26 protein-coding genes are annotated in these 26,233 nt (G+C 48.0%); 19 read left to right on the forward strand and 7 right to left on the reverse strand.

Annotation, left to right across the window (positions count from 1 at the left end; all coding sequences use genetic code 11):
- Window positions 1–228: 228 nt before the first annotated feature.
- Complete coding sequence (locus tag HV318_RS22695) at window positions 229–1,251, reverse strand: IS110 family RNA-guided transposase (RefSeq protein WP_001567660.1); 1,023 nt, start codon at window positions 1,249–1,251, stop codon at window positions 229–231.
- Window positions 1,252–1,274: 23 nt separating this feature from the next.
- Window positions 1,275–5,330 carry a Tn3 family transposase gene (locus tag HV318_RS22705; protein ID WP_500697543.1) on the reverse strand — a complete coding sequence of 1,352 codons (4,056 nt, stop codon included), beginning with the start codon at window positions 5,328–5,330 and terminating at the stop codon, window positions 1,275–1,277.
- 167 nt (window positions 5,331–5,497) lie between these two features.
- Between HV318_RS22705 and HV318_RS22710 the strand changes: the two genes are divergently transcribed.
- Entirely contained in the window at window positions 5,498–6,139 is a 642-nt protein-coding gene (locus tag HV318_RS22710; RefSeq protein WP_049592188.1) for a recombinase family protein, read from the forward strand.
- A gap of 257 nt (window positions 6,140–6,396) precedes the next feature.
- Here the strand turns inward: HV318_RS22710 and cadR are convergent, their stop codons facing one another.
- Window positions 6,397–6,822: a Cd(II)/Pb(II)-responsive transcriptional regulator gene (cadR, locus tag HV318_RS22715; RefSeq protein WP_049592187.1), complete on the reverse strand. Its 426-nt coding sequence runs from the start codon at window positions 6,820–6,822 to the stop codon at window positions 6,397–6,399.
- A gap of 85 nt (window positions 6,823–6,907) precedes the next feature.
- Between cadR and HV318_RS22720 the strand changes: the two genes are divergently transcribed.
- Window positions 6,908–9,313: a heavy metal translocating P-type ATPase gene (locus tag HV318_RS22720; RefSeq protein WP_049592186.1), complete on the forward strand. Its 2,406-nt coding sequence runs from the start codon at window positions 6,908–6,910 to the stop codon at window positions 9,311–9,313.
- Window positions 9,310–10,398 (forward strand): signal peptidase II, encoded by a 1,089-nt coding sequence (lspA, locus tag HV318_RS22725; RefSeq protein ID WP_071200096.1) that lies wholly within the window; start codon window positions 9,310–9,312, stop codon window positions 10,396–10,398. Before HV318_RS22720 ends, lspA begins: the two co-directional genes overlap by 4 nt.
- A gap of 324 nt (window positions 10,399–10,722) precedes the next feature.
- On the opposite strand, the gene HV318_RS22730 is transcribed toward lspA, so the two are convergent.
- On the reverse strand, window positions 10,723–11,184 hold the full coding sequence (locus HV318_RS22730) for an Lrp/AsnC family transcriptional regulator (RefSeq protein ID WP_071200095.1): 462 nt from the start codon (window positions 11,182–11,184) through the stop codon (window positions 10,723–10,725).
- Between the two features lie 117 nt (window positions 11,185–11,301).
- Between HV318_RS22730 and HV318_RS22735 the strand changes: the two genes are divergently transcribed.
- From HV318_RS22735 to HV318_RS22745, 3 genes are all read left to right on the forward strand, one after another.
- Complete coding sequence (locus HV318_RS22735) at window positions 11,302–12,249, forward strand: DMT family transporter (protein ID WP_071200094.1); 948 nt, start codon at window positions 11,302–11,304, stop codon at window positions 12,247–12,249.
- 298 nt (window positions 12,250–12,547) lie between these two features.
- Window positions 12,548–12,892, forward strand: coding sequence for a hypothetical protein (locus HV318_RS22740; protein WP_075552837.1), 345 nt, complete (start codon window positions 12,548–12,550; stop codon window positions 12,890–12,892).
- Between the two features lie 356 nt (window positions 12,893–13,248).
- Window positions 13,249–14,271, forward strand: a complete 1,023-nt coding sequence (locus tag HV318_RS22745) for an IS110 family RNA-guided transposase (RefSeq protein ID WP_001567660.1) — start codon at window positions 13,249–13,251, stop codon at window positions 14,269–14,271.
- A gap of 358 nt (window positions 14,272–14,629) precedes the next feature.
- Here the strand turns inward: HV318_RS22745 and HV318_RS22750 are convergent, their stop codons facing one another.
- Window positions 14,630–15,133, reverse strand: coding sequence for a hypothetical protein (locus HV318_RS22750; protein ID WP_007372141.1), 504 nt, complete (start codon window positions 15,131–15,133; stop codon window positions 14,630–14,632).
- 253 nt (window positions 15,134–15,386) lie between these two features.
- On the opposite strand from HV318_RS22750, the gene HV318_RS22755 reads away from it, so the two are divergent.
- From HV318_RS22755 to HV318_RS22780, 6 genes are all read left to right on the forward strand, one after another.
- Window positions 15,387–15,803 (forward strand): translesion error-prone DNA polymerase V autoproteolytic subunit, encoded by a 417-nt coding sequence (locus HV318_RS22755; protein WP_008786793.1) that lies wholly within the window; start codon window positions 15,387–15,389, stop codon window positions 15,801–15,803.
- Window positions 15,803–17,068, forward strand: a complete 1,266-nt coding sequence (locus HV318_RS22760) for a translesion error-prone DNA polymerase V subunit UmuC (protein WP_009652912.1) — start codon at window positions 15,803–15,805, stop codon at window positions 17,066–17,068. The genes HV318_RS22755 and HV318_RS22760 overlap by 1 nt, the downstream gene beginning before the upstream one ends.
- 149 nt (window positions 17,069–17,217) lie before the next feature.
- On the forward strand, window positions 17,218–18,108 hold the full coding sequence (locus HV318_RS22765) for a DNA replication terminus site-binding protein (RefSeq protein WP_007372144.1): 891 nt from the start codon (window positions 17,218–17,220) through the stop codon (window positions 18,106–18,108).
- A 312-nt stretch (window positions 18,109–18,420) separates the two neighbouring features.
- Window positions 18,421–18,801, forward strand: a complete 381-nt coding sequence (locus HV318_RS22770) for a type I-E CRISPR-associated protein Cas6/Cse3/CasE (protein ID WP_127649377.1) — start codon at window positions 18,421–18,423, stop codon at window positions 18,799–18,801.
- A 288-nt stretch (window positions 18,802–19,089) separates the two neighbouring features.
- The gene (locus tag HV318_RS22775) at window positions 19,090–19,347 is read left to right on the forward strand and encodes a helix-turn-helix domain-containing protein (RefSeq protein ID WP_001333498.1); all 258 of its coding nucleotides are present in this window, start codon (window positions 19,090–19,092) and stop codon (window positions 19,345–19,347) included.
- Window positions 19,348–19,517: 170 nt separating this feature from the next.
- Complete coding sequence (locus HV318_RS22780; RefSeq protein WP_000217395.1) at window positions 19,518–20,009, forward strand: GNAT family N-acetyltransferase; 492 nt, start codon at window positions 19,518–19,520, stop codon at window positions 20,007–20,009.
- A gap of 85 nt (window positions 20,010–20,094) precedes the next feature.
- Here HV318_RS22780 and HV318_RS24300 read toward each other — a convergent pair whose 3' ends face one another.
- A complete protein-coding gene (locus tag HV318_RS24300) occupies window positions 20,095–20,778 on the reverse strand; it encodes a hypothetical protein (RefSeq protein WP_008786796.1) in 684 nt (227 codons plus the stop codon).
- Window positions 20,779–21,134: 356 nt separating this feature from the next.
- Here HV318_RS24300 and HV318_RS22790 point away from each other — a divergent pair, with 356 nt between their 5' ends.
- From HV318_RS22790 to HV318_RS22810, 5 genes are all read left to right on the forward strand, one after another.
- Complete coding sequence (locus tag HV318_RS22790) at window positions 21,135–21,536, forward strand: hypothetical protein (RefSeq protein WP_008786797.1); 402 nt, start codon at window positions 21,135–21,137, stop codon at window positions 21,534–21,536.
- Window positions 21,537–21,721: 185 nt separating this feature from the next.
- Window positions 21,722–22,012, forward strand: coding sequence for a hypothetical protein (locus HV318_RS22795; protein WP_007372147.1), 291 nt, complete (start codon window positions 21,722–21,724; stop codon window positions 22,010–22,012).
- Window positions 22,013–22,089: 77 nt separating this feature from the next.
- On the forward strand, window positions 22,090–22,326 hold the full coding sequence (locus HV318_RS22800; RefSeq protein WP_007372148.1) for a hypothetical protein: 237 nt from the start codon (window positions 22,090–22,092) through the stop codon (window positions 22,324–22,326).
- A 29-nt stretch (window positions 22,327–22,355) separates the two neighbouring features.
- Window positions 22,356–22,907, forward strand: coding sequence for a LexA family transcriptional regulator (locus tag HV318_RS22805; RefSeq protein ID WP_007372149.1), 552 nt, complete (start codon window positions 22,356–22,358; stop codon window positions 22,905–22,907).
- 326 nt (window positions 22,908–23,233) lie between these two features.
- Window positions 23,234–23,638: a hypothetical protein gene (locus HV318_RS22810; RefSeq protein WP_008786799.1), complete on the forward strand. Its 405-nt coding sequence runs from the start codon at window positions 23,234–23,236 to the stop codon at window positions 23,636–23,638.
- Between the two features lie 26 nt (window positions 23,639–23,664).
- Here the strand turns inward: HV318_RS22810 and HV318_RS22815 are convergent, their stop codons facing one another.
- Entirely contained in the window at window positions 23,665–24,654 is a 990-nt protein-coding gene (locus tag HV318_RS22815; protein ID WP_007372150.1) for a hypothetical protein, read from the reverse strand.
- Window positions 24,655–24,776: 122 nt separating this feature from the next.
- Between HV318_RS22815 and HV318_RS22820 the strand changes: the two genes are divergently transcribed.
- Window positions 24,777–25,100, forward strand: coding sequence for a hypothetical protein (locus HV318_RS22820; protein ID WP_020996132.1), 324 nt, complete (start codon window positions 24,777–24,779; stop codon window positions 25,098–25,100).
- The gene (locus tag HV318_RS22825; protein WP_007372151.1) at window positions 25,093–26,163 is read left to right on the forward strand and encodes a phosphoadenosine phosphosulfate reductase domain-containing protein; all 1,071 of its coding nucleotides are present in this window, start codon (window positions 25,093–25,095) and stop codon (window positions 26,161–26,163) included. Before HV318_RS22820 ends, HV318_RS22825 begins: the two co-directional genes overlap by 8 nt.
- The last annotated feature ends 70 nt before the right edge of the window (window positions 26,164–26,233 follow it).

Genomic DNA, 26,233 nt, shown 5'->3' on the forward strand with positions numbered 1-26,233 from the left:
TTTACGGTTTCTGTCTGCACTATAGTAAAAAAATAAAGGGGAGAGACTGCGGTACTATAAACGGTCATGATGAATCGTCATCGATTCGGACCCTGATGAAAGACGCTCGTGAGGCTCTAGTTCGTTAGTCGGGTACACTTGCCCTGTACAATAAGCAGATATACCTCACGGGGTCTAACCCTTTATCATCAACGAGTTGCAGAACAGATGGTCATACAGCTTTGTACTTTAGCTGGCTGAGTACAACCTGAAATCATCACCGTAATGCAATGATGCCCAGCACAGTCTTGCATTTTTGGCAGCGATGGCAACAACAGCGCGCCAGTATCCTCTGCGTTCGACCAGTGAGCAGACCCAACGACTGAATAAATCAGTCCTTTTCTCCGCCCCGATCAGTACCGAGCGGGCACCCTGAACCAGAAGTGTTCTCAGATACGAATCGCCAGCTTTCGTTATCCTGCCAAGCTTCGACTTTCCGCCGCTGCTGTACTGCGATGGTGTCAGTCCCAGCCAGGCTGCCAGCTGGCGCCCATTCTTAAAATCATGTGCATTACCGATACTGGCGACCAGCGCACAGGCCGTTGTGGGGCCAACGCCCTTCAATTCCATCAGCCGCTGACTGCGATGATCTGTTTTGGCCATGCGGGACAAAATTCGGTCATATTCAGCGATGTTATCTTCAATGCGAGCAACGTGCTCCAGCAAATCATCAACACATTGCTGAACCTGAAGTGGTAAAGAATTCTTCTGCTCAAAAACTATGTGGCGCAGGGCATCTGTACTTTGTGGGGCGATAACGCCGAATTCAGATATCAACCCCCGGAGACGATTATATGTTGCTGTTTTCTCTTCGATAAAACCCTGTCGGGTACGATGCAGACACTGCATTGCCTGCTGGCTCTCATCCTTAACCGGCACAAACCGCATATGTGGGCGACGAACCGCCTCGCAGATAGCCTGAGCATCAGCTGCATCATTTTTCCCTGATTTACCAGCCATGCGGTAAGGCGATACAAATTTAGCGGCCATCAGACGCGGCTCATGACCATACTGCCGAAACAGTCTTGCCCAGTAATGAGCCCCGGAGCACGCCTCCATCCCGATAACACAGGGCGGCAAACCAGCAATCAGCCCGGGAAGAGCTGCGCGGGTTACTCTGGATTTAACCAGAACGGTTTTGCCATTCTGGTCAACGCAATGAACAGCGAACACATTTTTAGCAAGATCGATACCGACAGTAGTAATGGTCATAACGAATCCCTCCGGGGTTGTGTTTACCCCATGATTGCACAAGAGTTAATCAGGCGCATAATCAGGGGAAGTCCCTTCCATTCGTTAAGGCTATTTTTTGACCTTTCGACTTTAGCGGGTCTCAACCGACGAAACTTACCGGAAGCCGGTATCCGGTTGCTTTTCCAGATATAATCGCCTGTCAGATTGATATGCTCCCAGCCTAGCGGGGACAAATGCGACAGCAATTGATCGTTGATCTTCACCCCTTTACGCTTCAGGGCATCGACCGCTCTTTCCATATAGACGGTATTCCACAGCGAGATAGCTGCCGTCAGCAGCGTCAGTCCACTGGCGCGATAGCTCTGATTTTCCGGTTTACGATCCCTGATTTCACCCAGACGGTGCAGGAATACCGCGCGCGCCAGCGCGTTACGGGCTTCTCCTTTATTCAGTCCCGCCTGGACCCGCCGACGAAGTGCCGGATCGCGGAACCAGTCGATCATAAACAGCGTTCGTTCAATACGGCCAATTTCTCTCAGTGCTTTGGCAAGTCCATTTTGCTTTGAGTAGCTGGCAAGCTTTTTCAGCATCAGGGATGCCGTCACTGTTCCCTGCTTTATCGAGGTTGCCAGACGCAACACTTCACGCCAGTGAATTTCGATCTCTTTCAGGTTCAGGCTGGTCGTTGATATCAGTGACTGAAGCGCCGGGTACTGGTCTGCTTTCCCTTTGATAAACAGCTTCTTGTCATGGAGATCCCTGATTCGCGGACAGAACGCAAATCCCAGCAGATGCATCAGGGCAAAGACATGATCGGTGAAACCCGCGGTATCGGTGTAATGCTCCCTGATTTTCAGGTCACTTTCGTGGTACAGCAAGCCATCGAGAACATGGGTTGAATCCCTGACCCGACTTATTATGCAGGTGTAAAACGGGCTGTATTGATCCGAAATATGGGTATAAAACTGTCGTCCGGGCTCCTGCCCATATTTCGGGTTAACCTGTCCTGCGTAGCGGCCAGTGCTGCCTGTTCTGAAATTCTGTCCATCTGATGATGATGTTGTCCCGTCTCCCCAGAATGCCGCCAGCGGCCTTTTCCCCTGCGCGTTTACCAGTTCGTTAAGGCTATTTTTTGACCTTTCGACTTTAGCGGGTCTCAACCGACGAAACTTACCGGAAGCCGGTATCCGGTTGCTTTTCCAGATATAATCGCCTGTCAGATTGATATGCTCCCAGCCTAGCGGGGACAAATGCGACAGCAATTGATCGTTGATCTTCACCCCTTTACGCTTCAGGGCATCGACCGCTCTTTCCATATAGACGGTATTCCACAGCGAGATAGCTGCCGTCAGCAGCGTCAGTCCACTGGCGCGATAGCTCTGATTTTCCGGTTTACGATCCCTGATTTCACCCAGACGGTGCAGGAATACCGCGCGCGCCAGCGCGTTACGGGCTTCTCCTTTATTCAGTCCCGCCTGGACCCGCCGACGAAGTGCCGGATCGCGGAACCAGTCGATCATAAACAGCGTTCGTTCAATACGGCCAATTTCTCTCAGTGCTTTGGCAAGTCCATTTTGCTTTGAGTAGCTGGCAAGCTTTTTCAGCATCAGGGATGCCGTCACTGTTCCCTGCTTTATCGAGGTTGCCAGACGCAACACTTCACGCCAGTGAATTTCGATCTCTTTCAGGTTCAGGCTGGTCGTTGATATCAGTGACTGAAGCGCCGGGTACTGGTCTGCTTTCCCTTTGATAAACAGCTTCTTGTCATGGAGATCCCTGATTCGCGGACAGAACGCAAATCCCAGCAGATGCATCAGGGCAAAGACATGATCGGTGAAACCCGCGGTATCGGTGTAATGCTCCCTGATTTTCAGGTCACTTTCGTGGTACAGCAAGCCATCGAGAACATGGGTTGAATCCCTGACCCGACTTATTATGCAGGTGTAAAACGGGCTGTATTGATCCGAAATATGGGTATAAAACTGTCGTCCGGGCTCCTGCCCATATTTCGGGTTAACCTGTCCTGCGTAGCGGCCAGTGCTGCCTGTTCTGAAATTCTGTCCATCTGATGATGATGTTGTCCCGTCTCCCCAGAATGCCGCCAGCGGCCTTTTCCCCTGCGCGTTTACCAGTTCTGCAAGGGCGGCTGAATAGGTTTCGTCGCGGATGTACCATGCCTGAATATCTTCAAGTGATGATTTGGTACTCCCGGGGCAGGCTTCTGCCATTTTTGTCAGGCCAAGATTGATGCCATCCGCAAGAATGGTGGTGAGAAGCAGGCGGGTATCGGGACGGGTAATGTCATTTTTTATATGCGAAAAATGTCGGGTAAACGTCGTCCAGCCGTTTACCTCATCGAGAATTTCCGTGATTTTAGGGCGCGGTAGCATGCTGTAAACCAGCTCTGCCAGCGGTGAAACCTGCGCCGGTACGCAGTTATCCAGCGGAGAGACTTTTACGCCCCTGTCGGAAATTTCCACATCGGGCAGTTCACCAAGGGCTGCCATGGCATTGACCTCTTCAAGTCTGGACTGAAGCAGGGTCATACGGCTGGTAATGTACTCATGGTAATCAGCAGATACGGGCAGTGGCAGCGCCGGAGTGAGTTTGTCAAAGTCCTTTTCGGGAATGAGGTAATCATCAAAATTTTTGTAGCGCCGTGAGCCTTTAACCCAGATGTCCCCGGAGCGCAACGCTCCCTTAAGCTCGCTGAGCGCACAAAATTCATAATACTGCCGATCAATACCCGCAGGTGTAATCACCACCCTGTGCCAGCTTTCAGGGACAAACTCAAGCGGCGCAGTCGCCGGAACTTTACGTGAGTGCTTCAGGTACATATCCTTGATCACAACCAGCGCATCAGCCAGAGGTTGCGCTGCCGGGGTTGCGACTAACTGTAAAGTGGATAACATGCGTGGGGCATATTTCCGTAATATGCTGTATTTCTCGGTAATAATATGCAGCGGGTCAAAATTATTTTTTCTGGCGAGATGGCGTGTTTCCTCCAGACTGGCGACAAATTCAGGCCATGGGAGTATATTTTCTATTGCGAGCCATGGATCGTCACCGGAATCGCGGGCATCAGACAGCGCCTGACCGACATCGATGTACTGCCTCAGTTTTGACTGGATCAGCTTTCCGGTCTGCTGAAGGCGCTCTGCCTGTGTTCTTTTGGCTTTGCTGAAAAGGCTGTTCAGCATTCGCTCATGCAACTCAATCACTTCGTCTGTCAGTGTGGCTCTGGCTTCTTCCAGCACGCACACCAGGATCGCATGACGCCGGGTTGCTGAAAATCGGGTCAAATCACGGCTACTCATCTTCCGGCCTTCCCGCGCCAGTTTCAGCAACCGGTTCTGGTGAATGGTACGATCTATACCTTCCGGTAATGCCAGCGATTCAACGCTGCTGAGCCGATCAAGATGTTGCAGCACGTTCTTACCATTGATTTTACCCGGCGGTTGCAGAAGCCATGTCAGCCTGGAAGACTGATTATCCGATGACTCAAGTAAACGATCCAGGGCATCCCTGTGAGCCGGAGTTAACGGGGCATTCAGAGTCTGAAATACGATTTTATCGCCGCCTGCCATGGCCTCAGCACAGGTACGCTCCACGACATCAATCGCGGGGATTATTACGTTGTTCTGCCGGAGCCAGACCAGCATCTCTTCGGCCAGGAGAATACCTTTATCAGTACGCGTCGCCATCGACAGCAGGTGTGTAATACAGTCCTGCTGTATTTTGCCGGTAAATGCCTTCACGCCAAGATAGCGGTACAGTTCGGTTAAATGCTCGCGCCGGGTCGTATCCCTGCCGGAAAGGTAAGCAGGCCAGAGATCACCGGTAAGATTTAGCCTGCTGGCGATATGTTTCAGCAGTGCATCAGAGGGTGGGATTTTTTTATCCGGGGCAAAGCCAACATTTTTCAGATAGCAAAGAAGGACGGCAAAACCAAAACGGCTGGCGGGTTTACGGTGAGCACAGATAAGCGCCAGATCATGCTCACTGAAATAGGCCATCCGGGTCAGCGTTAACTCATCGTCTGGCAATGCCAGTAATGATTCTCTTTCCGACAGAGAAAGAATCTGCCTCCTTGCCATATAGTTTCCCTCATAAATTATCCGATGCGGTATTTTTAACAAAAATGGTTATCGCATAAGGGTACACCCTGACGGCATAAACAAAATGTGACGATACTCCATGAATGACATAACCTATATGCGATAGAATTAATGCAATAATCTAAATGCGACAATGCGGTTAAAAAATGTTCATCAGAGCTTATTTAAGAGCATCGACGGAAGATCAGTTCGCCGACCGGGCAAAAGAGATGCTGGAGCAGTTCGTTCAGGAGCGGGGGCATAAAATTGCCAGTTACTACCGGGAGAACATCAGCGGTACAAAACTTGACCGCCCGGAACTGGGACGCTTGCTGATGGACAGTCACCGTAATGATATTTTACTGGTCGAGCAGATAGACCGCCTGACCCGCCTGAGTAACAGCGACTGGAGGACGCTGAAAAAGCAGATCGAACAACACGAACTGCGGATTGTCAGCCTGGATGTCCCAACCTCATGGCAGGCACTGTCAGATAAAGACCCTTCGCAGGCTGACCCGATCACCCGCGCTGTGATAACCGCCATCAATAACATGCTTATCGATCTGATGGCCGCGATGTCGCATAAGGACTGGCTGAACCGCCGCCAGCGCCAGAAGCAGGGTATTGAACGGGCGCATAAACTGGGAAAATACCGGGGTAAGCAGGCCGATCAGGAGCGTCATCAGAAAGTCCTGTACTACCGTCATGTCAAGAAACTGAGTATCAGGGAAACAGCGGATGCGACAGGGTACAGTCCCTCCCAGATTTGCCGCATTCAGGCTCTTTATAAAGAAGTGACATCTGATTAAAAAGCAACATTGACAACTATGATATTCGTTCCCTCAAAAGGAGCCCTTGTCTATATCTCTCAGAGAAGAGGCGGGCGTCTCTGTGTTTATTCTTCATACTAGCCTTACAGATAAGCAATATGCCAGATTATTTCTGCCCTTACTGACTCAGGATTAGATTTTGTTCTTTACCGGTAGTATATAATTGACTGCCAGCAACATCATACACAATATGTCATTCATCACTGGCATTATCAAAACACCGGGCTCGGTTCCCTTCAAGTTGGAATGCGAACTGGATGGCAAGAGTGATTCGTTAGCCCTTGCAGGATACCGCACTCATCTACCTGCCGGGTGCCAGAACACCTTTCGCGCAAAACGGACAGGTGTTTCTTCAACTGCAACAATACTTCTATGCGTGCCTCCACCTGCTGGATATGATCATTCAGTAGTAAACTGACTTCGCCGCAATCCTGACCCGGATTGTCCCGCAGCGCCAATAATGTCCGTATTTCTACCAACGTAATGTCCAGAGACCGACAATAGCGAATGAATTGCAGGCGTTCGACATGAGACTCACTGTAGAGCCGGAAGTTACCATCACTGCGCGCTGGCTTTGGCAATAACCCCTCTTTCTCATAGTAACGAATAGTGACAGTTTCGCATTTTGTCCGCCTGGCAAGTTCACCAATCTTGATTTCCATCCCTCATCCTCATTTAAAACTTGACTCTATAGTAGCTATAGAGTTCTTAATGAACAACACATAAACCTAAATCACAGGAAACGCTATGAGTAACTGCAGTTCAAAGGGATGCGGTTGTTCGACCATACCGATGAGCCAACCCGCTTCGCAAGCCCAGCCAACAGCTGAAGTGGCTCAGGCCGTCTACCGAATCGAGAACATGGATTGCCCTACAGAAGAGGCGCTGATCCGGAGCAAGTTGGCTACATTGACGGGTGTGATTGACCTTGACTTCAATCTGATGCAGCGGACATTAACCGTGCGGCACGAATTGCCATCGTTATCTCCGGTTGAACAAGCTTTAAAAGCTATCGGAATGCAGACCGAACGCCTGGATAGCGCTTCTGGCGAACAGACGACCAGACTGGTAATTGCCAAAATGGATTGTCCAACTGAAGAGGTTTTAATCCGTAATAAGCTTTCAAAGATAGCCGGGGTGACCCGTCTCGATTTCAACCTGTTGCAGCGCACCCTGTCCGTGCATCATACTCCTAACACGATGCCCGAGGTTCTGGATGCGCTGAAAACTCTGGATTTTGAGGCTCAGGTACTTAATACAGAGGGAACCACCTTATCTTCGGCAGTATCGGCACGGGATTCTACCAACTGGTGGCCGCTTGGTGTTTCATTGGTAGCTGCACTGGCTGCGGAGGCTGTCTACTGGTTCCTGAATGGCAACCATTGGTCAGTCATTGTTCTGGCACTGGTCGCCATCTTAACTGGCGGTCTTTCTACCTATAAGAAAGGCTGGATTGCACTTAAAAACCGCAACCTGAACATGAACGCCCTGATGTCAATAGCAGTCACTGGGGCCATGTTGATTGGCCACTGGCCAGAAGCGGCGATGGTGATGGTGCTGTTTGCACTTGCTGAAGTGATTGAAGCAAAATCGCTCAACCGTGCCCGTAACGCCATCCGGAGCCTGCTTGATCTTGCTCCCGAACAGGCCACAGTGCAGCAGCCAGATGGCTCGTGGCGGGAAGTTGAGGCAAGCCAGGTCACCATCGGCAGCCGGGTTAGGGTTAAACCTGGTGAGCGAATCGCCTTAGATGGCGAAGTGAAAGTGGGACGTTCTACGGTAAATCAAGCGTCGATCACTGGAGAAAGCCTGCCTGTTGAAAAAGCACCAGGTGATCAGGTGTTCGCAGCCACCATCAATGAGTCCGGTTCCTTCGAGTATATCGTTACGGCTATCGCCAGTAACTCCACACTGGCCCGTATTATTCACGCGGTAGAAGCAGCACAAGGCAGTCGTGCACCCACCCAACGTTTTGTCGATAGTTTTGCACGCTGGTACACGCCTGTAATATTCATTGTTGCTATCGCGGTAGCGCTAATTCCTCCGTTGTTCTACTCCGCCGCGTGGCTGGACTGGATTTATCGCGCGCTGGTTTTACTGGTTGTCGCCTGTCCGTGTGCGCTGGTGATCTCTACGCCAGTGACTATCGTTAGTGGCTTAGCCGCCGCAGCCCGGCATGGAATTCTAATCAAGGGAGGTGTCTATCTTGAAGAAGGTCGTAACCTTCGCTGGCTGGCACTGGATAAAACCGGCACGATCACTCACGGCAAACCTGAACAGACCGATTTCGCCGCATGGGGCGAAGCGTCAGCGGCCAGTAGTCGAAGTATTGCTGCGAGTCTCGCGGCTCGATCCGATCATCCCGTGTCCAGAGCCGTTGCGCACGCAGCAAATATCGATGGTATTACGCTACGTGATGTTGCCGAGTTCGTGGCATTACCAGGGCGTGGAGTGAGTGGCAGCATTGATGGCGTAACTTATCATCTTGGTAATCATCGGATGCTCAAAGAACTGGACTATTGTTCACCTGAACTGGAACAGCGCATCGATGCAATGGAGCGTGAAGGGAAAACTGTAGTCATTCTGGTGAGTACAAAGGGGGCTCAAGCCCTGTTCGCGGTAGCAGATACCATCAAGGATAGCAGCAGGAGCGCTATCACGGAGCTGCATGCACTGGGCATCAATACGATGATGTTGACTGGAGACAACCAGCACACCGCGCACGCAATAGCCACGCAAGCCGGGATCGATCGTGCACGGGGTAACTTATTGCCACTGGACAAATTACACGAGATTGAGCAACTGACTCTGACGGGCAAAGTCGGTATGGTGGGAGACGGAATCAATGATGCACCAGCCCTGGCTCGTGCTGACATCGGATTTGCAATGGGTGCGGCGGGCACCGACACCGCCATTGAGACGGCGGACGTTGCCCTGATGGACGATGATTTACGCAAAATATCGACATTCGTGCGTCTGTCGCGTGTGACGGCTAAGACGTTAAAGCAAAATATCGTGCTGGCATTAGGCATTAAAGCGATATTTCTGGTACTTACTTTCTCGGGGCACTCGACCATGTGGATGGCCGTATTTGCCGACATGGGGGCCAGCTTGCTCGTGGTGGGCAACGGTCTTAGGTTGTTACGCCGATGAACTGGAAATTCATTTTCTATGACTGGTATGGTCTGAACGCCGAGTTATTCGAGGCCATCAATGCGGGGATGCCTGTCACGCTGGGACCGCTTGTGTGGTTCTTAAGTCTGGTGAGTAATTACTGGACTGCGCCATTGATGCTGCTTGGGCTGTGGGGATGGTCGAGATTTGCCCTCCTTCCGGCCCAGGCTAATGCGGTCTGGTATCGGTTCATCATTTTTAGCACCGCCATTCTTCTTGCCTTGTTGGCCACCAGTGTTTTGAAGCTGTGGCTCGATTTCCCGCGCCCGACAGCCGTCTTTGGCGAGTTGGTAAGCATCGCAGGTGAGCATGAGAAAAACTACAGTTTTCCCAGTGAACATGCGACTTATTCGGCGCTGGTTGTCGGCACTCTTTGGACGCTGGTCGGGTACCGTGGACAAATCTCTTTGGTACTATATGCTGTCCTCGCTGGATGGGCATGCATTGCTGCCGGGATATCATTCCCGGCTGATATACTTGCAGGCTGGTGCATAGGTTTGGGCTGCATTGTTATTGCAAGAACGCTGATAGCATTTATTGCTCCTGTATGGCAGACAACTCGCCACGCATCGTCCTTAATCTGGTATGGAGTGACTTTTTTTGCTTTCATCACCGATCAGCTAACAAAATTCGTTATCGTTCGCATATATTCTTATGGCGAACAGGTCGAAGTAACGCCATTCTTCAATTTAGTTCATGTCTTAAACCCGGGGGCTGCATTCAGCTTTCTGGCAGGAGCGGGGGGCTGGCAACGTTATTTCTTCATCACTTTTGGCTTAGCTTTCTCTGCCTGGCTAGCGTACATGCTGAAAAAACAGCTTTCACGCCCTGAGGCACTGGGATATAGCCTGATGCTCGGAGGTGCGCTTGGAAATATTGCTGATCGCATTCTGCGCGGGTCAGTTGTCGATCTTCTCGACGTCCACTGGCAAGACATTCACTGGCCCGCCTTCAACCTGGCTGATGTGTTTGTTGCCGCAGGCGTAACCTGTCTGATCATCTCCAGTTTGTATCAGACCAGGTTAGCCCGAACTGAGAAAAAGTCAGACGGAGTTATCCCTTAAACCGGGGTCGACGTGTCAGAATGGAATGAAAGCTAATTGCTATATGAACTAAAGACTTATAATACTTCCTGAAAAAGGGCTGAAAGGCCTGGCCATAGCATTCGTGCGGATCTGTAGTGGTTACCAGAACCCGGAGCGTTAGCTTTAGCACGCTCCGGTGAACATAGCTTACTCTGAAATGGCATCGGGAAATAATTCTCAGCGACTGGAACTCCAGGCCATCAGTGATGGTTCTTTGAAGGCCAGTTTTTCCTTCTGATAACCGTCGAACCAGAGTTGTTTGATGTGCCTGAGTAGGTCAAACAACTCATTCCTGGAGGATAATTAGCCAGACAGAGGAAGCTGAGTTGTGTATTTTATTTCCTCCATGGAATAACTGGATGTTACATCACTCAATCCACTTACTGAACTTACCAGCTTTTTGTAAAAACTGTCGTAACCCTTCATATCTGAAACCACTACCTGAAGAAGATAATCATATTCTCCCGTGGTACGGAAAAAAGCCATCACTTCTGGCATGCCATTGACCTGAGATACAAAATGTTTGTACCAGTCGTGACTGTGGTTTTGTGTTTTTATCATCACAAAGGCTGTAAGCGATAAGTTAAGTTTTTCCTTGCTCAACAGGGCAACCCGACCAATGATGACCCCCTCATCTTCAAGACGTTTTATACGCTTCCAGCAAGGATTAGGCGTTAAATCTACAGCCGCTGCAAGATCCTGCAGACACACGGTAGCGTCGCGCTGTAACAGCCTGAGTAGCTCCTTATCTTTCTTGTCCAGCATAACCGCCCCCTTCTGATAGAGAAAATTTTTCTCTAAACGTATGAAAAAATACTGAGAATAACAATATTTTTCTCCCAAGAAAAAGATACATTAATTTCTTTTACTGGGAAGCATCTTATGCGCAGAGTGACGATATCGGTATTATTCCTGCTGGTTGCACTGACCTGGGGGACCACATGGCTGGCCATGCGTATAGCCGCTGAAACTATCCCTCCGGTATTTGCCACCGGGATGAGATTTATGTTTGCAGCACCATTTTTAATCAGCATTGCATGGTTCAGAAAAACACCACTTTTATTTCCACCCGGACAACGTTTATTCCAGATCATAATTTGTGTTTTTTATTTTTCCATCCCTTTCTCATTAATGATTTATGGTGAAACTTATGTCAGTTCTGGCCTGGCATCGATAATATTTTCGAATATGCCTGTGGCTGTTTTGATTACATCCGTTTTGTTTCTGAATGAAAAAACAAACCGAATGCAGGTCACTGGTTTAACTATCGCAATAGCTGCACTGATGGGTATTCTTCTCGAAGAGACAAAAACCATTACGGAGAGCCACTGGCAGGGTATTCTTGCTCTTGTTTCAGCTGTGATCATCCATGCTATAATATACACTCAATGTAAAAAAAGAGACTGTAGCGTCTCTGTTATAACATTTAATGCGCTACCATGTTTTTTTGCAGGATTACTCCTCTCTGCTGCGGGATGGTTATTCGAAAGACCTCAGATTTCAACTTTCTCAACGAACTCAATATTAGCGACCATATATTTAGGTTCTTTCGCAGGTGTTTTTGGTATTCTGTGCTATTTTGCTCTTCAGCAAAAGGCGAATGCTTTCCAGGCCTCACTTGTATTTCTTATTTTTCCTCTGATTGCGGTAAGTCTGGAAAATTATATTTATGGATATGCCATTTCAACACACTCAATGCTACTTATTATACCGTTAGCTATCGGGATATTTCTGACTCTTGTCTTCAGGGAATTGCCTGGAACTGACAGGCTGCGGGGTAAATTATCGATAACAAGCAATCCGATGAATAATGATGTAAAAACTTCCTGAGAAGCGGTAGGCTGGGTCTTTATTTTCGGCCAATGTGGCGAGTAAACGGTAGATGCAGGCTCACAGTCTAGTGAGAGACAGTTGCCGCATCCAACTCTCTGAGATCCATCAATGCACATGTTGATTGCAAATAACTGATATTATTGTGTATTTTTTTTTAAAACATCGAGTTGGTATCAGTTTTTTGTAGTAAAGATTGATTACTTGCCGTACAGGAGAGATAATTCCCTCTGTATAATATGGGTTAAAATATTGAATATATCAAAAAGTGCACCTTGAATGGTGCAAAGGATAAGCCATGAGTAAGAAATTTTTGTTACCTGTTGTGTTGTCATCGTTTTTTTTGTACTCATCCATAGCGACAGCTTGTCCATATAGCTATGGATATAATAACCGTAATCATTCAGCGTACAGTGAAAATTATTCAAAATTAGCTCGTGACTTCGAAGCTAAAAGGTATGAACTAAATAAATTGTATGATCAGGGGGTTAGCGAAACAGATGACAAAGCTAAAGTGTTAATTAAAGATTTGGATTCTCTTTCAGCTAAAATGCAACAAGAAAGACAGTCAGCCCGCCCGTATCAAGGTGAGCGCAATAGAGATAATTGGGATCGTAATGGTCATTACGACCACTGCTGGTAATGTGAATAAACCCCGTAAGCACGTTTGCCGTGTTTACGGGGATATAACTCAGCATCCTGTAGAACAAAGCAAGGCTCATGGAACAGAAGTTTGCATGTTAAACGCAGTATTTTACCGATGCGGTCAGGAGACTATTTAATTTAAAATCCAGTGCCTATCTCATTTAAGATCTCGCGCATTCAGTAGTTCATTACTTATAACACCAGTCGGACGGCATGTAGCTTGTAGCTGACTCTATTGCGATATTTAACCTGTTCAAAAAACAGGCTTAACGAATGGAAGGGACTTCCCCTGATTATGCGCCTGATTAACTCTTGTGCAATCATGGGGTAAACACAACCCCGGAGGGATTCGTTATGACCATTACTACTGTCGGTATCGATCTTGCTAAAAATGTGTTCGCTGTTCATTGCGTTGACCAGAATGGCAAAACCGTTCTGGTTAAATCCAGAGTAACCCGCGCAGCTCTTCCCGGGCTGATTGCTGGTTTGCCGCCCTGTGTTATCGGGATGGAGGCGTGCTCCGGGGCTCATTACTGGGCAAGACTGTTTCGGCAGTATGGTCATGAGCCGCGTCTGATGGCCGCTAAATTTGTATCGCCTTACCGCATGGCTGGTAAATCAGGGAAAAATGATGCAGCTGATGCTCAGGCTATCTGCGAGGCGGTTCGTCGCCCACATATGCGGTTTGTGCCGGTTAAGGATGAGAGCCAGCAGGCAATGCAGTGTCTGCATCGTACCCGACAGGGTTTTATCGAAGAGAAAACAGCAACATATAATCGTCTCCGGGGGTTGATATCTGAATTCGGCGTTATCGCCCCACAAAGTACAGATGCCCTGCGCCACATAGTTTTTGAGCAGAAGAATTCTTTACCACTTCAGGTTCAGCAATGTGTTGATGATTTGCTGGAGCACGTTGCTCGCATTGAAGATAACATCGCTGAATATGACCGAATTTTGTCCCGCATGGCCAAAACAGATCATCGCAGTCAGCGGCTGATGGAATTGAAGGGCGTTGGCCCCACAACGGCCTGTGCGCTGGTCGCCAGTATCGGTAATGCACATGATTTTAAGAATGGGCGCCAGCTGGCAGCCTGGCTGGGACTGACACCATCGCAGTACAGCAGCGGCGGAAAGTCGAAGCTTGGCAGGATAACGAAAGCTGGCGATTCGTATCTGAGAACACTTCTGGTTCAGGGTGCCCGCTCGGTACTGATCGGGGCGGAGAAAAGGACTGATTTATTCAGTCGTTGGGTCTGCTCACTGGTCGAACGCAGAGGATACTGGCGCGCTGTTGTTGCCATCGCTGCCAAAAATGCAAGACTGTGCTGGGCATCATTGCATTACGGTGATGATTTCAGGTTGTACTCAGCCAGCTAAAGTACAAAGCTGTATGACCATCTGTTCTGCAACTCGTTGATGATAAAGGGTTAGACCCCGTGAGGTATATCTGCTTATTGTACAGGGCAAGTGTACCCGACTAACGAACTAGAGCCTCACGAGCGTCTTTCATCAGGGTCCGAATCGATGACGATTCATCATGACCGTTTATAGTACCGCAGTCTCTCCCCTTTATTTTTTTACTATAGTGCAGACAGAAACCGTAAACACCGGCGTTGACATGCCGGGGAAGCCCTTATAGTACAATAATTTTCGATATCCAAACTGACCCCAAGTAAGGACGGTCGCGCCTGTGGTGGTTTTATCTCCGTGGAGCGCCTGGCCCCGGCCATAATTGTTAGTTCGATACCCCATGAGTCACGCCTCCGGGTATTGCCAGAAAGTCGGGGGCTTCAGCCATACCTTTGCGCGATAACAGCACTAATCTGTCCTGCGGGGTCGAGACAATTTCATCCCCGTTATCCAGTACGCTGCCCACCAGCGCGAGCCCTTTCTCGAAGTGTGTAGCTTTCTGGCCAGCGCTTGAAACAATCCGTGCAGATGAACCATCGGTATAAGTGACTGCATCACCCTCCACTGCGATTTTGACCATTTGACCGTTGCCTAGATCCATAACCCTGGCGCTATCAACAGCGGTTACGACACCACCTCGCGCAGTCAGGCTTCCCTCGACCGCAACACGCCAGATTGCTGTTACCGGGTGTTGGCGATCCCTTTCAGCGTTCTGCTCAATAATTTGTCGAGCATCCACATCCATTGCGGCCAGATCAGCGTCAGAGAAAGGGGATTTGTCAAAGTCGGCCAGCATTTGTTGAGTTGCTTCATTTGTAAACTGCTTCATCGTTATTACTCCTTATAAAATGTACGGATAAATTCCGAATTGTATACGAAGTAAGCACGAGTAAATTCTGAAAATGAACTGAGGAATCATATGGTTGCAATTTGTTATGTGCAGTTACCCACTTCTGGACAAGTGATAAGAAAAACCTGAAGAGTGATAGCGGAAAATAACTTTCGGAAAAGGAGGTGCGAAAATTCCTGGCTCCTGTCTATAATACTGTATGGATATACAGCACCACGAAGAGCAGAGCATTATGAAACTTATCCCAGTGACACAACAATCACCAGGCCAATTCCCGTTGTTCGTTGAGCCTGTCAGCGCAGGTTTCCCTTCAGTCGCTTCCGATTATGTTGATGAATTTATTGATCTAAATACTCACCTCATCAAACATCCATCTGCAACCTACTTCTTACGAGTAACAGGTTCATCGATGGTAGAGGCACGTATTCACGAAGGCGATCTGGTCATCGTGGATAGCTCACTTGAGGCGAAAGAGGGGGATATTGTGATTGCGACCGTTGATGGTGATTTCACCATTAAGCGGTTGCAGCTAAGCCCGGCTCCCGCGCTACTGCCAATGAATAGCCGGATGTCACCGATCTATCTGAAAGAAGGCGAAGAACTGGCCATTTTTGGCGTGGTGACCTTCATCGTGTACAAGGCCTTGTGATGTTCTGCCTGGTGGATTGCAACTCATTTTACGCCTCCTGCGAGAGAGTCTTTCGGCCCGATCTGGTGAACAAGCCAATTGTATGCCTTTCGAACAATGATGGCATGGTCGTGGCACGTTCAGCGGAAGCTAAAAAATTAGGTATCCAGAATGGTGACGTGTACTTCCAGAAGAAAGCATTCTTTGAAGCTAACGGTGTACATGTTTTCAGTTCTAACTATGCCTTGTACGCGGAGATCTCCCGTAGGGTGTGTGAGACATTATTTAAATTCTCCAGTAATACTGAGGTCTACAGTATTGATGAAGTTTTCCTTTCGTTTGAAGGAATGCAGAAAAATTATAATTTTGATGACTATGGAAGAGAAATAAAGAAAACCGTATTAAAGAGCACCCATATACCCGTGGGGGTGGGCATATCGACAACTAAAACTTTGGCAAAACTAGCAAATAAAGCTGCAAAAACATGGACTAAAACAGGCGGAGTGGTTGATCTCAGCAGTCCAGAAAGACAACGTAAATTATTGCCATATATTGACGTAAGCGATGTCTGGGGGGTGGGCCGGAGATATGCCACCAGACTGAACAGCATGGGCATCAGGACTGCTCTCGATCTGGCCAATGCGCCAACATCGCTTATCCGTAACACATTTGGAGTCGTACTGGAGCGAACGCAGCGCGAATTGAATGGCGAGTCCTGCATAGCCCTGGAAGAGGTGAGGAAGGTTAAGCAGCAGATCATCAGCTCGCGTTCATTCGGCCAGAAAATAGAGCACTACGAAGCAATGCACCAGGCGGTGTGTGAGTATGCCGAACGTGCAGGCGAGAAGCTGCGCGAAGAGAAGCAATACTGTCGCTGCATAACGGTTTTTATTGGCACAAGTTACTATTCGAAAACGGCCCCTTACAGTGGCCAGCAGACAGTCAAGCTGGAAAACCCCACCGCCGATACCCGGGAAATCATTGCGGCTGCGGTCGCAGGGCTCCGGCATATCTGGCAGGAGGGATACCGATACCATAAAGCCGGAGTGATGCTATCTGACTTTTATGATAGCGCCACCAGCCAGCTCGATTTGTTTGGTGAGAACCGACTCTTTGCCAATGGTGAAGCGTTGATGGGCGTGATGGATAGAATTAACCGGTCAGGTCGGGGGAAATTATGGTTTGCGGGCCAGGGCATCGACAAAGACTGGACGATGCGGCGGGAGTTATTGTCACCATCCTATCTCACTAACATTAATGAAATCCCTCGCGTCAGGATTGGCTAATCAGCAGTGAAAACTTCATTCGTCATCGATAAAATTCGTCTGTAAACAAAACGAACTTGATATACTCGGTTTCGCTTGTTATGAGTATGTATGTACATACAGTCCTCCGTGCAGCGGAGGGAGTTTAGAGCCCTTTTTCGGGGATAGAAATGAATATCTCAACAACTTTCCAGACGCTGGAGAGCGAGATCACACAACTTCGTGGAGTGCTGGGTTCCCGGCTTCCGCTCAAGGCGAGTGTCTGCGTCCTGCCAGCCGTTGCTGATGGCGAAGAAGATATGGCCATCGAACACATCATGCCTGAGCTGAAACAGGGACACGATGCTGTCCATGCTGCCTGCGCGGCATACGCTGACCTGCATATCAGGGATGGCTATTCGCAGAAGTCCGCTCGGCGCACTACCGGCGTATTATGGTACGACAATACAGATGCGGAATTCTCTCAGCTGGTTACCCGTTTGGTGACATCCATCAACCAGCATAAAGAGAGCATTCAACGCCACATCATCGAAAACTACGGTGGTGATCGCCGACCGGAATACATGCGCTTCAACGCGCTGCATAGCGCCTGCCCTGGTGTCATGACCCTGCATCTCTATCGGCAGCTGCGTATGTTTGATAATGCTAACGTCAATCTGGTCAGTTTCGGCTGGAGGCAAAAGACGCTTTTTAGCAGGGTTAACAAAATCGAGTTGCTCCAGAAGATGGGCAAGGACATCGAGGAAGATGAAGATAAATCAGTCAGACTCAACTCGTTGATTAAGGCTATTGCGCGTGTACCGGAAGAAAAGCTTCGCTTACGCCGTCCGGTTAAAGTGCATCCAGCTGCAAACATCGCGATGGCTGATCCTGAACACCCCGACCAGATACTGCGTCTTTCTGCCGCTTCATCTATGCCGTTCATTATCATTCAGGATGAGCACGTGAAAATTCGGCCATTGCCAGAGTTCGTGGCCAATGAAGTAAAGCCGAGGAGTAACCGCCTCAAGACAGATGTGATCGGTATATTCCACGGCGAAAGTATCGAAATGATTCTCTGACCACACCGGCCAAAGGACTGGCCGTATTCCCCCCTCATAATTTCGTCACTCGCCGTCCATGCCATACCCTGAAACTAATATTGAAAATTCATTATGTTCAGCAAGGAATGTGGCGTGAAATACTTTGAATGTGCGCTCAGGTTCAGAATCGCCCCAGGTGACGTGTATGGGATCCACCAGCAACTGGATAAGGTAGTCCAGGAACGTTCTGGGTCGCGACTCCCATACACCTTCTACTCTCGCAAACAAAGTGCCTCCGACACCCAGGTTGTTCTGAGAACGGCTGTTGCACTCGGGCTCCCTGGCGAAGTCATGAAGGAAATCATGTTTGTGTCTGGCCAGAAAATTCGAATCTGCGGCTCGCTGGCCACTATTCGACGCGAGGAAGCTGGAGGCCGGAAAAGAGAGATTTGTCCACCTGCCCATGAACTCCCGGATTATATCCACTATCACCTGGAACGGGCCGGAGTGATCTGTGGACGGTTACGTATCGTTCGAAGCACCAAGTTCCATATTATTAAGCCCGGGAGCGTTGGCCGTACATCCCACAAGATCATTGTACCGATGAGCCAGTACGATGCTGAATGCGTGATTGAAGATGTCGGCGCACTTGAACAGGCATACGCTTTCGGGATCGGCAGAAAGCGGATATTCGGCTTTGGCTATATGAACAGCATCGAAGTGCTTTCCTGAACAGGCCATTAAGCATAGTTATTATCTGAATTTCAAACCGACTCGCAAACTTACGGCATTAACACTTCTGATACACCCTTTAAATGCTGTAAACTGTTGTAGCCCTTACTAAATCGTAAGAGTGGGGATTTGCAGCCCCGACTAATGACACGCCGTTCATGTACTTGAACGGTTCGCACTCGCTCGCCTGTTTTTTGTCAATGGTGGGTCGGGGCGTGGGAGCCTTACGGCTCGCCAGTCGTCATTAGCTGGTACTGCAAACCATGTTCCGATTCACCACCAAAGGAAATGGAGATGGAAAAACAGGACTGGCATAAGGCAGACATCATAGCTGCGCTACATAAGAAAGGTTTGTCACTTGCCTCACTGAGTAGGGCTAACGGTCTTTCAAGCAGCACTCTGGCAAATGCACTGACACGTGACTGGCCTAGAGGCGAGATCATCATCGCTAATGCAATTGGTGAAGAACCTCAAGAAATATGGCCAACCCGATATTTTGATAAGGCAGGAATGCCGATCAAGAGAATCATAAGAAAACCGGTTTAAATGAAAAAGGCTGGCATTTTTGCTGGCCTTATATACCTCCTGGCTCTGCTACTGAAACCACTAACACCGATCAAATGGTCATCAGCGAAATACCCCGTTCATTTCTATTGACCTCTTTACCTCCATGTAATCAAATTGATGGAATAATAACGGTTACGAGAGACAAACTGATGACGGTGTTATCTGCCCCTGAAATGCGCTTTGGAACCAAACAGGATGTTCCCTTTATCATAGCGGTGATTCGCGACGGTATGCGGGATGGGTATTTTAACTTTGATGATGATGACGGACTGTCTCAGTTCGAAAGTCAGATCTCAGAAGCCATTGCCAGGCGGGAACGGGGAGAGAATTGCGCCGATTTCTTGTTTGTCTTTGATGCTCAACATAATGGCGCAGCGATAGGTTTTGCCCTACTGACGGGCAAAAATGGTGCAAATGGACTTGCTTCACATCTGGAAATCAGGATGTTTGGTGTTACCAGGAGTCAAAGACAAAAAGGATTTGGGCGCTCCATGTTGCAAAGTATTCTGGATGCTACTCCCGGCCATAAAGTGGAGGCATCCTGTCTTCCTGCATCAGTTGTCATGGCCAGGATGCTGACTAATGCGGGTTTTCACGTCAAAGAGATAAGCCCGTTTGGAAAGCGTACTTTCAGACGCTAATGTAAAATTCAGATAAAAAAACCGGCTGACGAATTCAGTCGGTTTAGTAATCCTGCAAAAGGATGCTGGACAGCGACGGACGACTTCAGAGCTGTGGCAATGGCCCCTGGTTATCTTCAGTCGCAGCCTGGTCTTTATCCGGGGTGGCCGTTGCAGTCCGCGAGGCATCAAATGAGACCGTTGGGTCGCTGAGAGTCAGGATGCCAGTGTCTTCAACTTCTCGCGTTGTCAGCGTAAGCTCAGATTTACTGTCATCACACTTATTCGTTTTCTCCGCCAGTGCCTTGCACCAGATATAACGACCTCTCTGGGCATCAGAGACTGAAGGCTCTCCATATTTCTCGATCGCCGACTTCAGTAAGAGATCAGGGTTGCTGAATGAAAAGCGGATTTTGTAAGCCACCGGCTCAATGGGGTCAACTGCCGTATCGGGGATAAAATAGACCACCGTCTCCTGGTGAGCATCTCCCCAGAAAATACTATTCAATGAGTTGTTACTGTAGCGCTTTTGAATTTCTTCACCAGCAGACTGGCCAAGTTTGTCAGTGATAGCAGTGATCGCTTCAGAAGCTGTCATCCGCAGGCTTACCGGCCCTATAGAAAAAGACATAACATCAAAGCTATTCAGGGGGGTAATGGTGCTTTCTGGAGCGGTAGATGAATCGGGTACGTCATCACTGTACAGACTGTCATCCCCCGGAGAAGGCGTTACAGGTGCTGAATTTTGGATGTCAGGTGTGTAGCTGGGATCGGGAGCGTATAGGCCCATTGTATCATTCTGTACAGCAGAATATACCGAAGCGGTCGGCAGGACGGTAAGGAGCGCAAGGGCGCAGTATCCAAGGTATCTGGTCATATTCACCTCGTCAGTAGCAGTTGTCCTACTGTAACAGCGCGAGGTTTGAGAACATCATGGAAATGGGGTCAAAGCGGGGCGAAAAACAAGCCTGATTCACATGGCTTACGTAGCAGCATGGAGATCTCCTGAAGTCGGAGAAAATGAGTCAGATAACGCGAATATCGAAAATGGAACGAAGTACTTAATTACCTAACAGGAGGTACATGTTAACCTGACGAACATTGCTTACTGCCTATTTGTAGATTCAGGCTACAGGGAGAATCCAAGTGCCAAACTGCATACCCCTTAATCCGGTATTACCTAAAAACTTCGACGATACACCTAATGAAAAGCGCTCAAAGTCTCAGCTTGATGCCTGGTGGGATCATCCATATGGCATTACTTGCCCGGACGGGAAAATCACTGTTCGATGCCTGAATGGAGGAGCTTGGGATCGTTCGACAGTGCTGGGAGTAGCGGACAATTACGAAGAAGCCTGCGAGCTCGCAGAGCGCGAGCAATCAGCATGGGTCAAACGCCGTGCGGAGCCAATATTCTACTATAGCGGTGAAGCTCCATTCAGAGCGATAAGGGATGCACAACGTCCTGATCAGGAGCAGACCTTTGTCGCGTCTTTTGACACGCAAGATGAGCTAATCAGCTGGCTTAATAGTCAGAAAACCAGTTAATACCAAGTCTGGAAGTCTGCTTCTCAACAGACTTCCACATTTGATTATCAAGCTCCCCATAATTTGGGTTCAGTATAAACATTCCATTACGTTCTATTCCCCTCATTACATTCATCTATCCGTAAATTTCGTTAGCCAGCACATCGGGGTGATACTGATGTCAGGTAAACAAAACGGATGCAAAAATGCAGACATGTTCGGAAGTCCTGGCGGTTGAAATATTCAATCAAGTTGGACGTGAGGCAGCTATTGCTCAATATAACTTAATTTGTGAAATAGCCCAGCGACGTTACGAAGACAGCCTGGCCAAATATGGTTCCGTGCCAGCTGGTTTCACCGCGCTCAATTTCCTCCATCCGGCAGAACTTCAGGAGCGTTACATCCTGGGGTTGGGAATTCAGCTTTGTATCGATGAGCAGCATGAAGCCAGGGAACGGGTTTTAGCTCGCTGCCTGGCAAGAAAAAGGGCCGCATAAACAGGTGATAAAACAACTCAGCTATAGCTGAACACGCACTAATTGGCTATGTTAACAAAACGAACAAGGTGGCGATTATGTACAGTGAATCTATCGATCGTGCTATCAGTATCCTCAAGGACGCGGGCGAAAAAATCGGTATGGAACTGGGTAGTAATGTGACATCTCAGGAATCAGAACTGCTTGAGGATGCGCTGGTGGGCCTGACTAAAGTTAAAGGGCAACTCTGCGGTAATCACTCCTTAACTGATGTAAAAGCGGACGTCGTGCCTTTTAGTCTCAGTTCGACGAAGAACGTCGATAGCCCGCATTAATTAACAACCACCAACTGGACGGAAGGGATATGACTGAAGACAACGCCGGTAGTGTTTCTGGAAAAGCACAGAACGCCCCAAAAGCAAATGCCCACCTGGACAGGCTCTTTGATTTCATTGTGACAGAAATCAAAGAGCAGGGTGCAGCACCGTCTTACGAGCAGATCTGTTCTTCTCTGGGGTATTCAAAAGGGCTCGTTTCCCGGCGTATCCGGCAGTTGCATGACCAGGGACGAATCATTATCGATGGTGAAAGAAAGTCTATGACGCTGCGCGTAGCGAAAGGACAAGGTCATGATGACATTGCCGAACTCCCGGACATGACCAGTGACAGGAAAGCAATCATCACGTATGTCAAAAAATACATGAACAGAAATGGTGGCCGTGGGCCATCAGTTCACGCAATAGGGAAAGCGCTCGGCTTCTCGAATAACAAGGCGCGTAGACATGTGGACTATCTCGACGAAGTAGAGAGGGTACGTTACAGCCCTCATCTTAATGAAGTAATCGTTATCAATCAGGGTGATTACGTTAAAATTACCCAGGACAACGATGAACCACCGAGCCCGGCAGAAGGTTAGCCATGATTCGCATATGGAGAGAAGTTGTAAACGTAAAGGTTCAGGACGGGAGCCGTAACGGACGAATCTGGTTTCTTGAACTTTCGTGTGGCCATCATGCTGTCAGACGTATACCTCGATTACGTCTGCATAATCTGACGCAATTCGAACGACTTGAGCCACCAGCTAAATGTCACTGTGTATTGTGTGAAATAGATGCTATTGCAGGACAAAAATAGCAATAAACACAACATAAAAGCCCTCAATTTGTCCCCATTGTTTTTAGCCTGACAGCATTGGTACTGATAGCCTAATCATATTTAAACGCATAACCCTATGGTGGACATATGAAAAAAGCTGTTTTTGGCCTTTTAGCACTATTGCCCTTCATAACCAGCGCAGAATCGATCGATCCGAACGATTTCTATGCTCAGCAGCCTTCTCAAAACTACCAACAACCTGCTGCCAGCGAGCAACAGGACGATGCTGACAATTCCAGTGACCAGACAGCTGCGATCGTATTGAACCTGGAAAGTTACAAACCGCTGGGGAATTTTGTAGTCCCCCAGGGAGTAGAACGCCCATTCATTGGTCTTATTAACAGCAAAATTTTCATACTGTCTGAGCAACCAGATAAACGCTTGGCTGGCCTATGGATAGGTCGTAGTCAGGATGGTCGTGAAGCACTTTGTGGTTACCTGAACAACAGTATGCAGGTCAGAAAATGTTATTACATCTTATATCGTGAGTAAAAAATGGGGCCGTAGCCCCATTTATTTTAATGTTTGAATGAGGGTATAAAGGGTATTACTGGATTTGTTCCTAGCGAAGCTAATTCGTTAGGCGCAAGATAACGTCGCAGTTCAGTAATCAATATATCAACTGATTTATCCCAGCCATCTCTCACAATGTTTAGAATGTGCCGAGCTGGATAATGTGTTAGAAAAGGATGGTTGGGGCCAAATTTATTAAGGTGTTCAATAGTACCTATTGCATCGAGATAATCTGTAACAAGATGGTGTTCTGACTCAAAAATAGCGACAAATTTATAACCATCAGCAGCGTTTACCCACTGGCAAGTACAGTCATTAAGCTGAAATTGATTAGAACGTTTTTCCCCCTTGGGTTTAGGATTGACTCCAATACCAAAAGACAAATACAAACCTTTCCTTCCCCAGAAGGCCGGTCTCTTCAAGTCCTGACCATTGTTTCCTTCGACCTCTCCAAGAATGCCAAACAAAGTAGCTGATTCTTGGTTAGGATTCGTTCTCATACGGAAAAGAATGCATAGATCTGCAAACTTTAAGCTATTATAAACTGAATTATAAAAGACATTCTCATGGCCAAGTAGATAAGGATTATGCTCTACCGCAAAATTAGTGCCACTTCTAAAGTCACGGCAGCTAATGAATACACCAAACTGGCTCATATTAGCGAGGATATCGACATTGCGATAATCAGACAAATTAATAAGTATAGTATTTAAGACTTCTCTACCTTCATAACTCATCAGATAGTGGCAGAGCAAATTTTGTAGACCGAAGTTTCTGAACTGATCTTTAATTAAAGAAAAATATCCTTCACCAGCTAATGAAACTAGGTTTCTCATTGTTGGTGTATGTTTCCCCATGAGAGGGGAATTAAAACGTACCTTCATCCGGTTATTATCATAAAGGGTTTCAATAATTGAGCAAAAGTGCATCGCCCAATACGCGTTGTTATCACCAATTAAACCGGGTTTCACTACAGTAGTTTTAGAAAAATCCATTCTGTCTCCAAAGCAGTAATCAGTCACTCATAACACGATATTTGCAGTGAAAGTTATATCTGTAAGCAAATTTCGTCAGCTGTTAGCGTCGTATTAGGCTTAGTAAAAAGCCGGAGGTAGATATGCCTAAAGACGATGTTGCAACAATCATAATCCAGAATGGGTTGACGCATAAAGTAAATGTGATCTGCAAATTCAGCGCACAAATCGACAATCAAATGTTCTCATTCATCATCCATCGCACATTAAGCGTATGTCGATATGCGCTTGTCTGTAAGGCAACAGGCCAAAGAATTGCAGTTCTTGATACCAGTCGAGTAAAGGCACTTGGTATGGAAGCAGCAGGTAAACTAGCGCTATCAGATCTGGCCTCATCATTAGGCGAGACTAGACTTGCTGCGATTCTGACAAATTCACTTCAGAGCAGGAGCGCGGCAAGTGAGTGATTTAATCGACGATAACTTTATTATTCCTGCACTGAGTAGCATAGCAGGCATCACCACGCCACTATCAGGACAAACGTACAGGAACGCTCCAGATATCGACATATCTTGCTATGACGTGATAATCATTTGCCTTAGCGGCGGAAAAGACTCCATAGCCTGCCTTCTCCACTTAATTGACATCGGGGTCGATCTGTCCAGGGTGGAACTCTGGCATCACGATGTTGATGGCCGCGAGGGAAGTACTTTAATGGACTGGCCATTTATGGCCGACTACAACCGCAAAATAGCTTCAACATTTCAGATACCGTTGATGTTCTCCTGGCTTCAGGGAGGAATGGAAGGTGAGATGCTGAAAGAGAATGGCTACAGTCGCCCGCAATGTATCGAAACCCCAGATGGATTAATAATCGCGGAACGTGATATCCAGCGAAGCACTCCCGCCACGCGACTTCGGTTCCCTCAGCAATCACCAAGCCTTAAAACACGTTGGTGCTCATCAGCACTAAAAATTGATGTTGGTCGGCGAGCACTCACAAATCAGAGACGCTTTGACGGAAAAAAGGTGCTTTTTATTACGGGGGAAAGGAGAGCGGAAAGCTCTAATAGATTCAATTACTTACAACTGGAGCCACATACCAGCAGTTGCAAAAAAAGACAAGTTGATGCCTGGAGGCCAGTACTTGAATGGTCTGAAGAACAAGTCTGGGAGATTTTAGCAAAACATCGTGTTACAGCCCCAGTACCGTATCGTCTTGGATGGGGTCGCAGTTCATGCTTAACGTGTATATACAACAGTGCTCGCATATGGGCAACCATCAAACATTATTTCCCCGAGCGTATTCACGCAATGGCCAACTATGAAAACCGCTTTGGGGTCACTATCAGTCGTAAACGAATAAATGTTCTGGATCTAAGCCAGAATATTTCTCCTATTAATATCACGGATGAGGAAGCGCTGCTGCAAGCGGTAAATCCGGTCTATACATTGCCCGTCATTAACATGTCAAAAGAATGGGTGCTACCTGGTGGGGCGTACAACCGGGAGAAATGCGGGTCAGACTAATTAGCCATCAGCGATTTATAGCTGAGATTTCGTCACCTGAATATTACGTGGAAAATAGATATCAAATAGC

Origin of the sequence: Enterobacter sp. RHBSTW-00901, from assembly GCF_014103115.1 — a bacterium.
In the GTDB taxonomy this organism is placed as follows: Bacteria; Pseudomonadota; Gammaproteobacteria; order Enterobacterales; family Enterobacteriaceae; genus Enterobacter; species Enterobacter cloacae_P.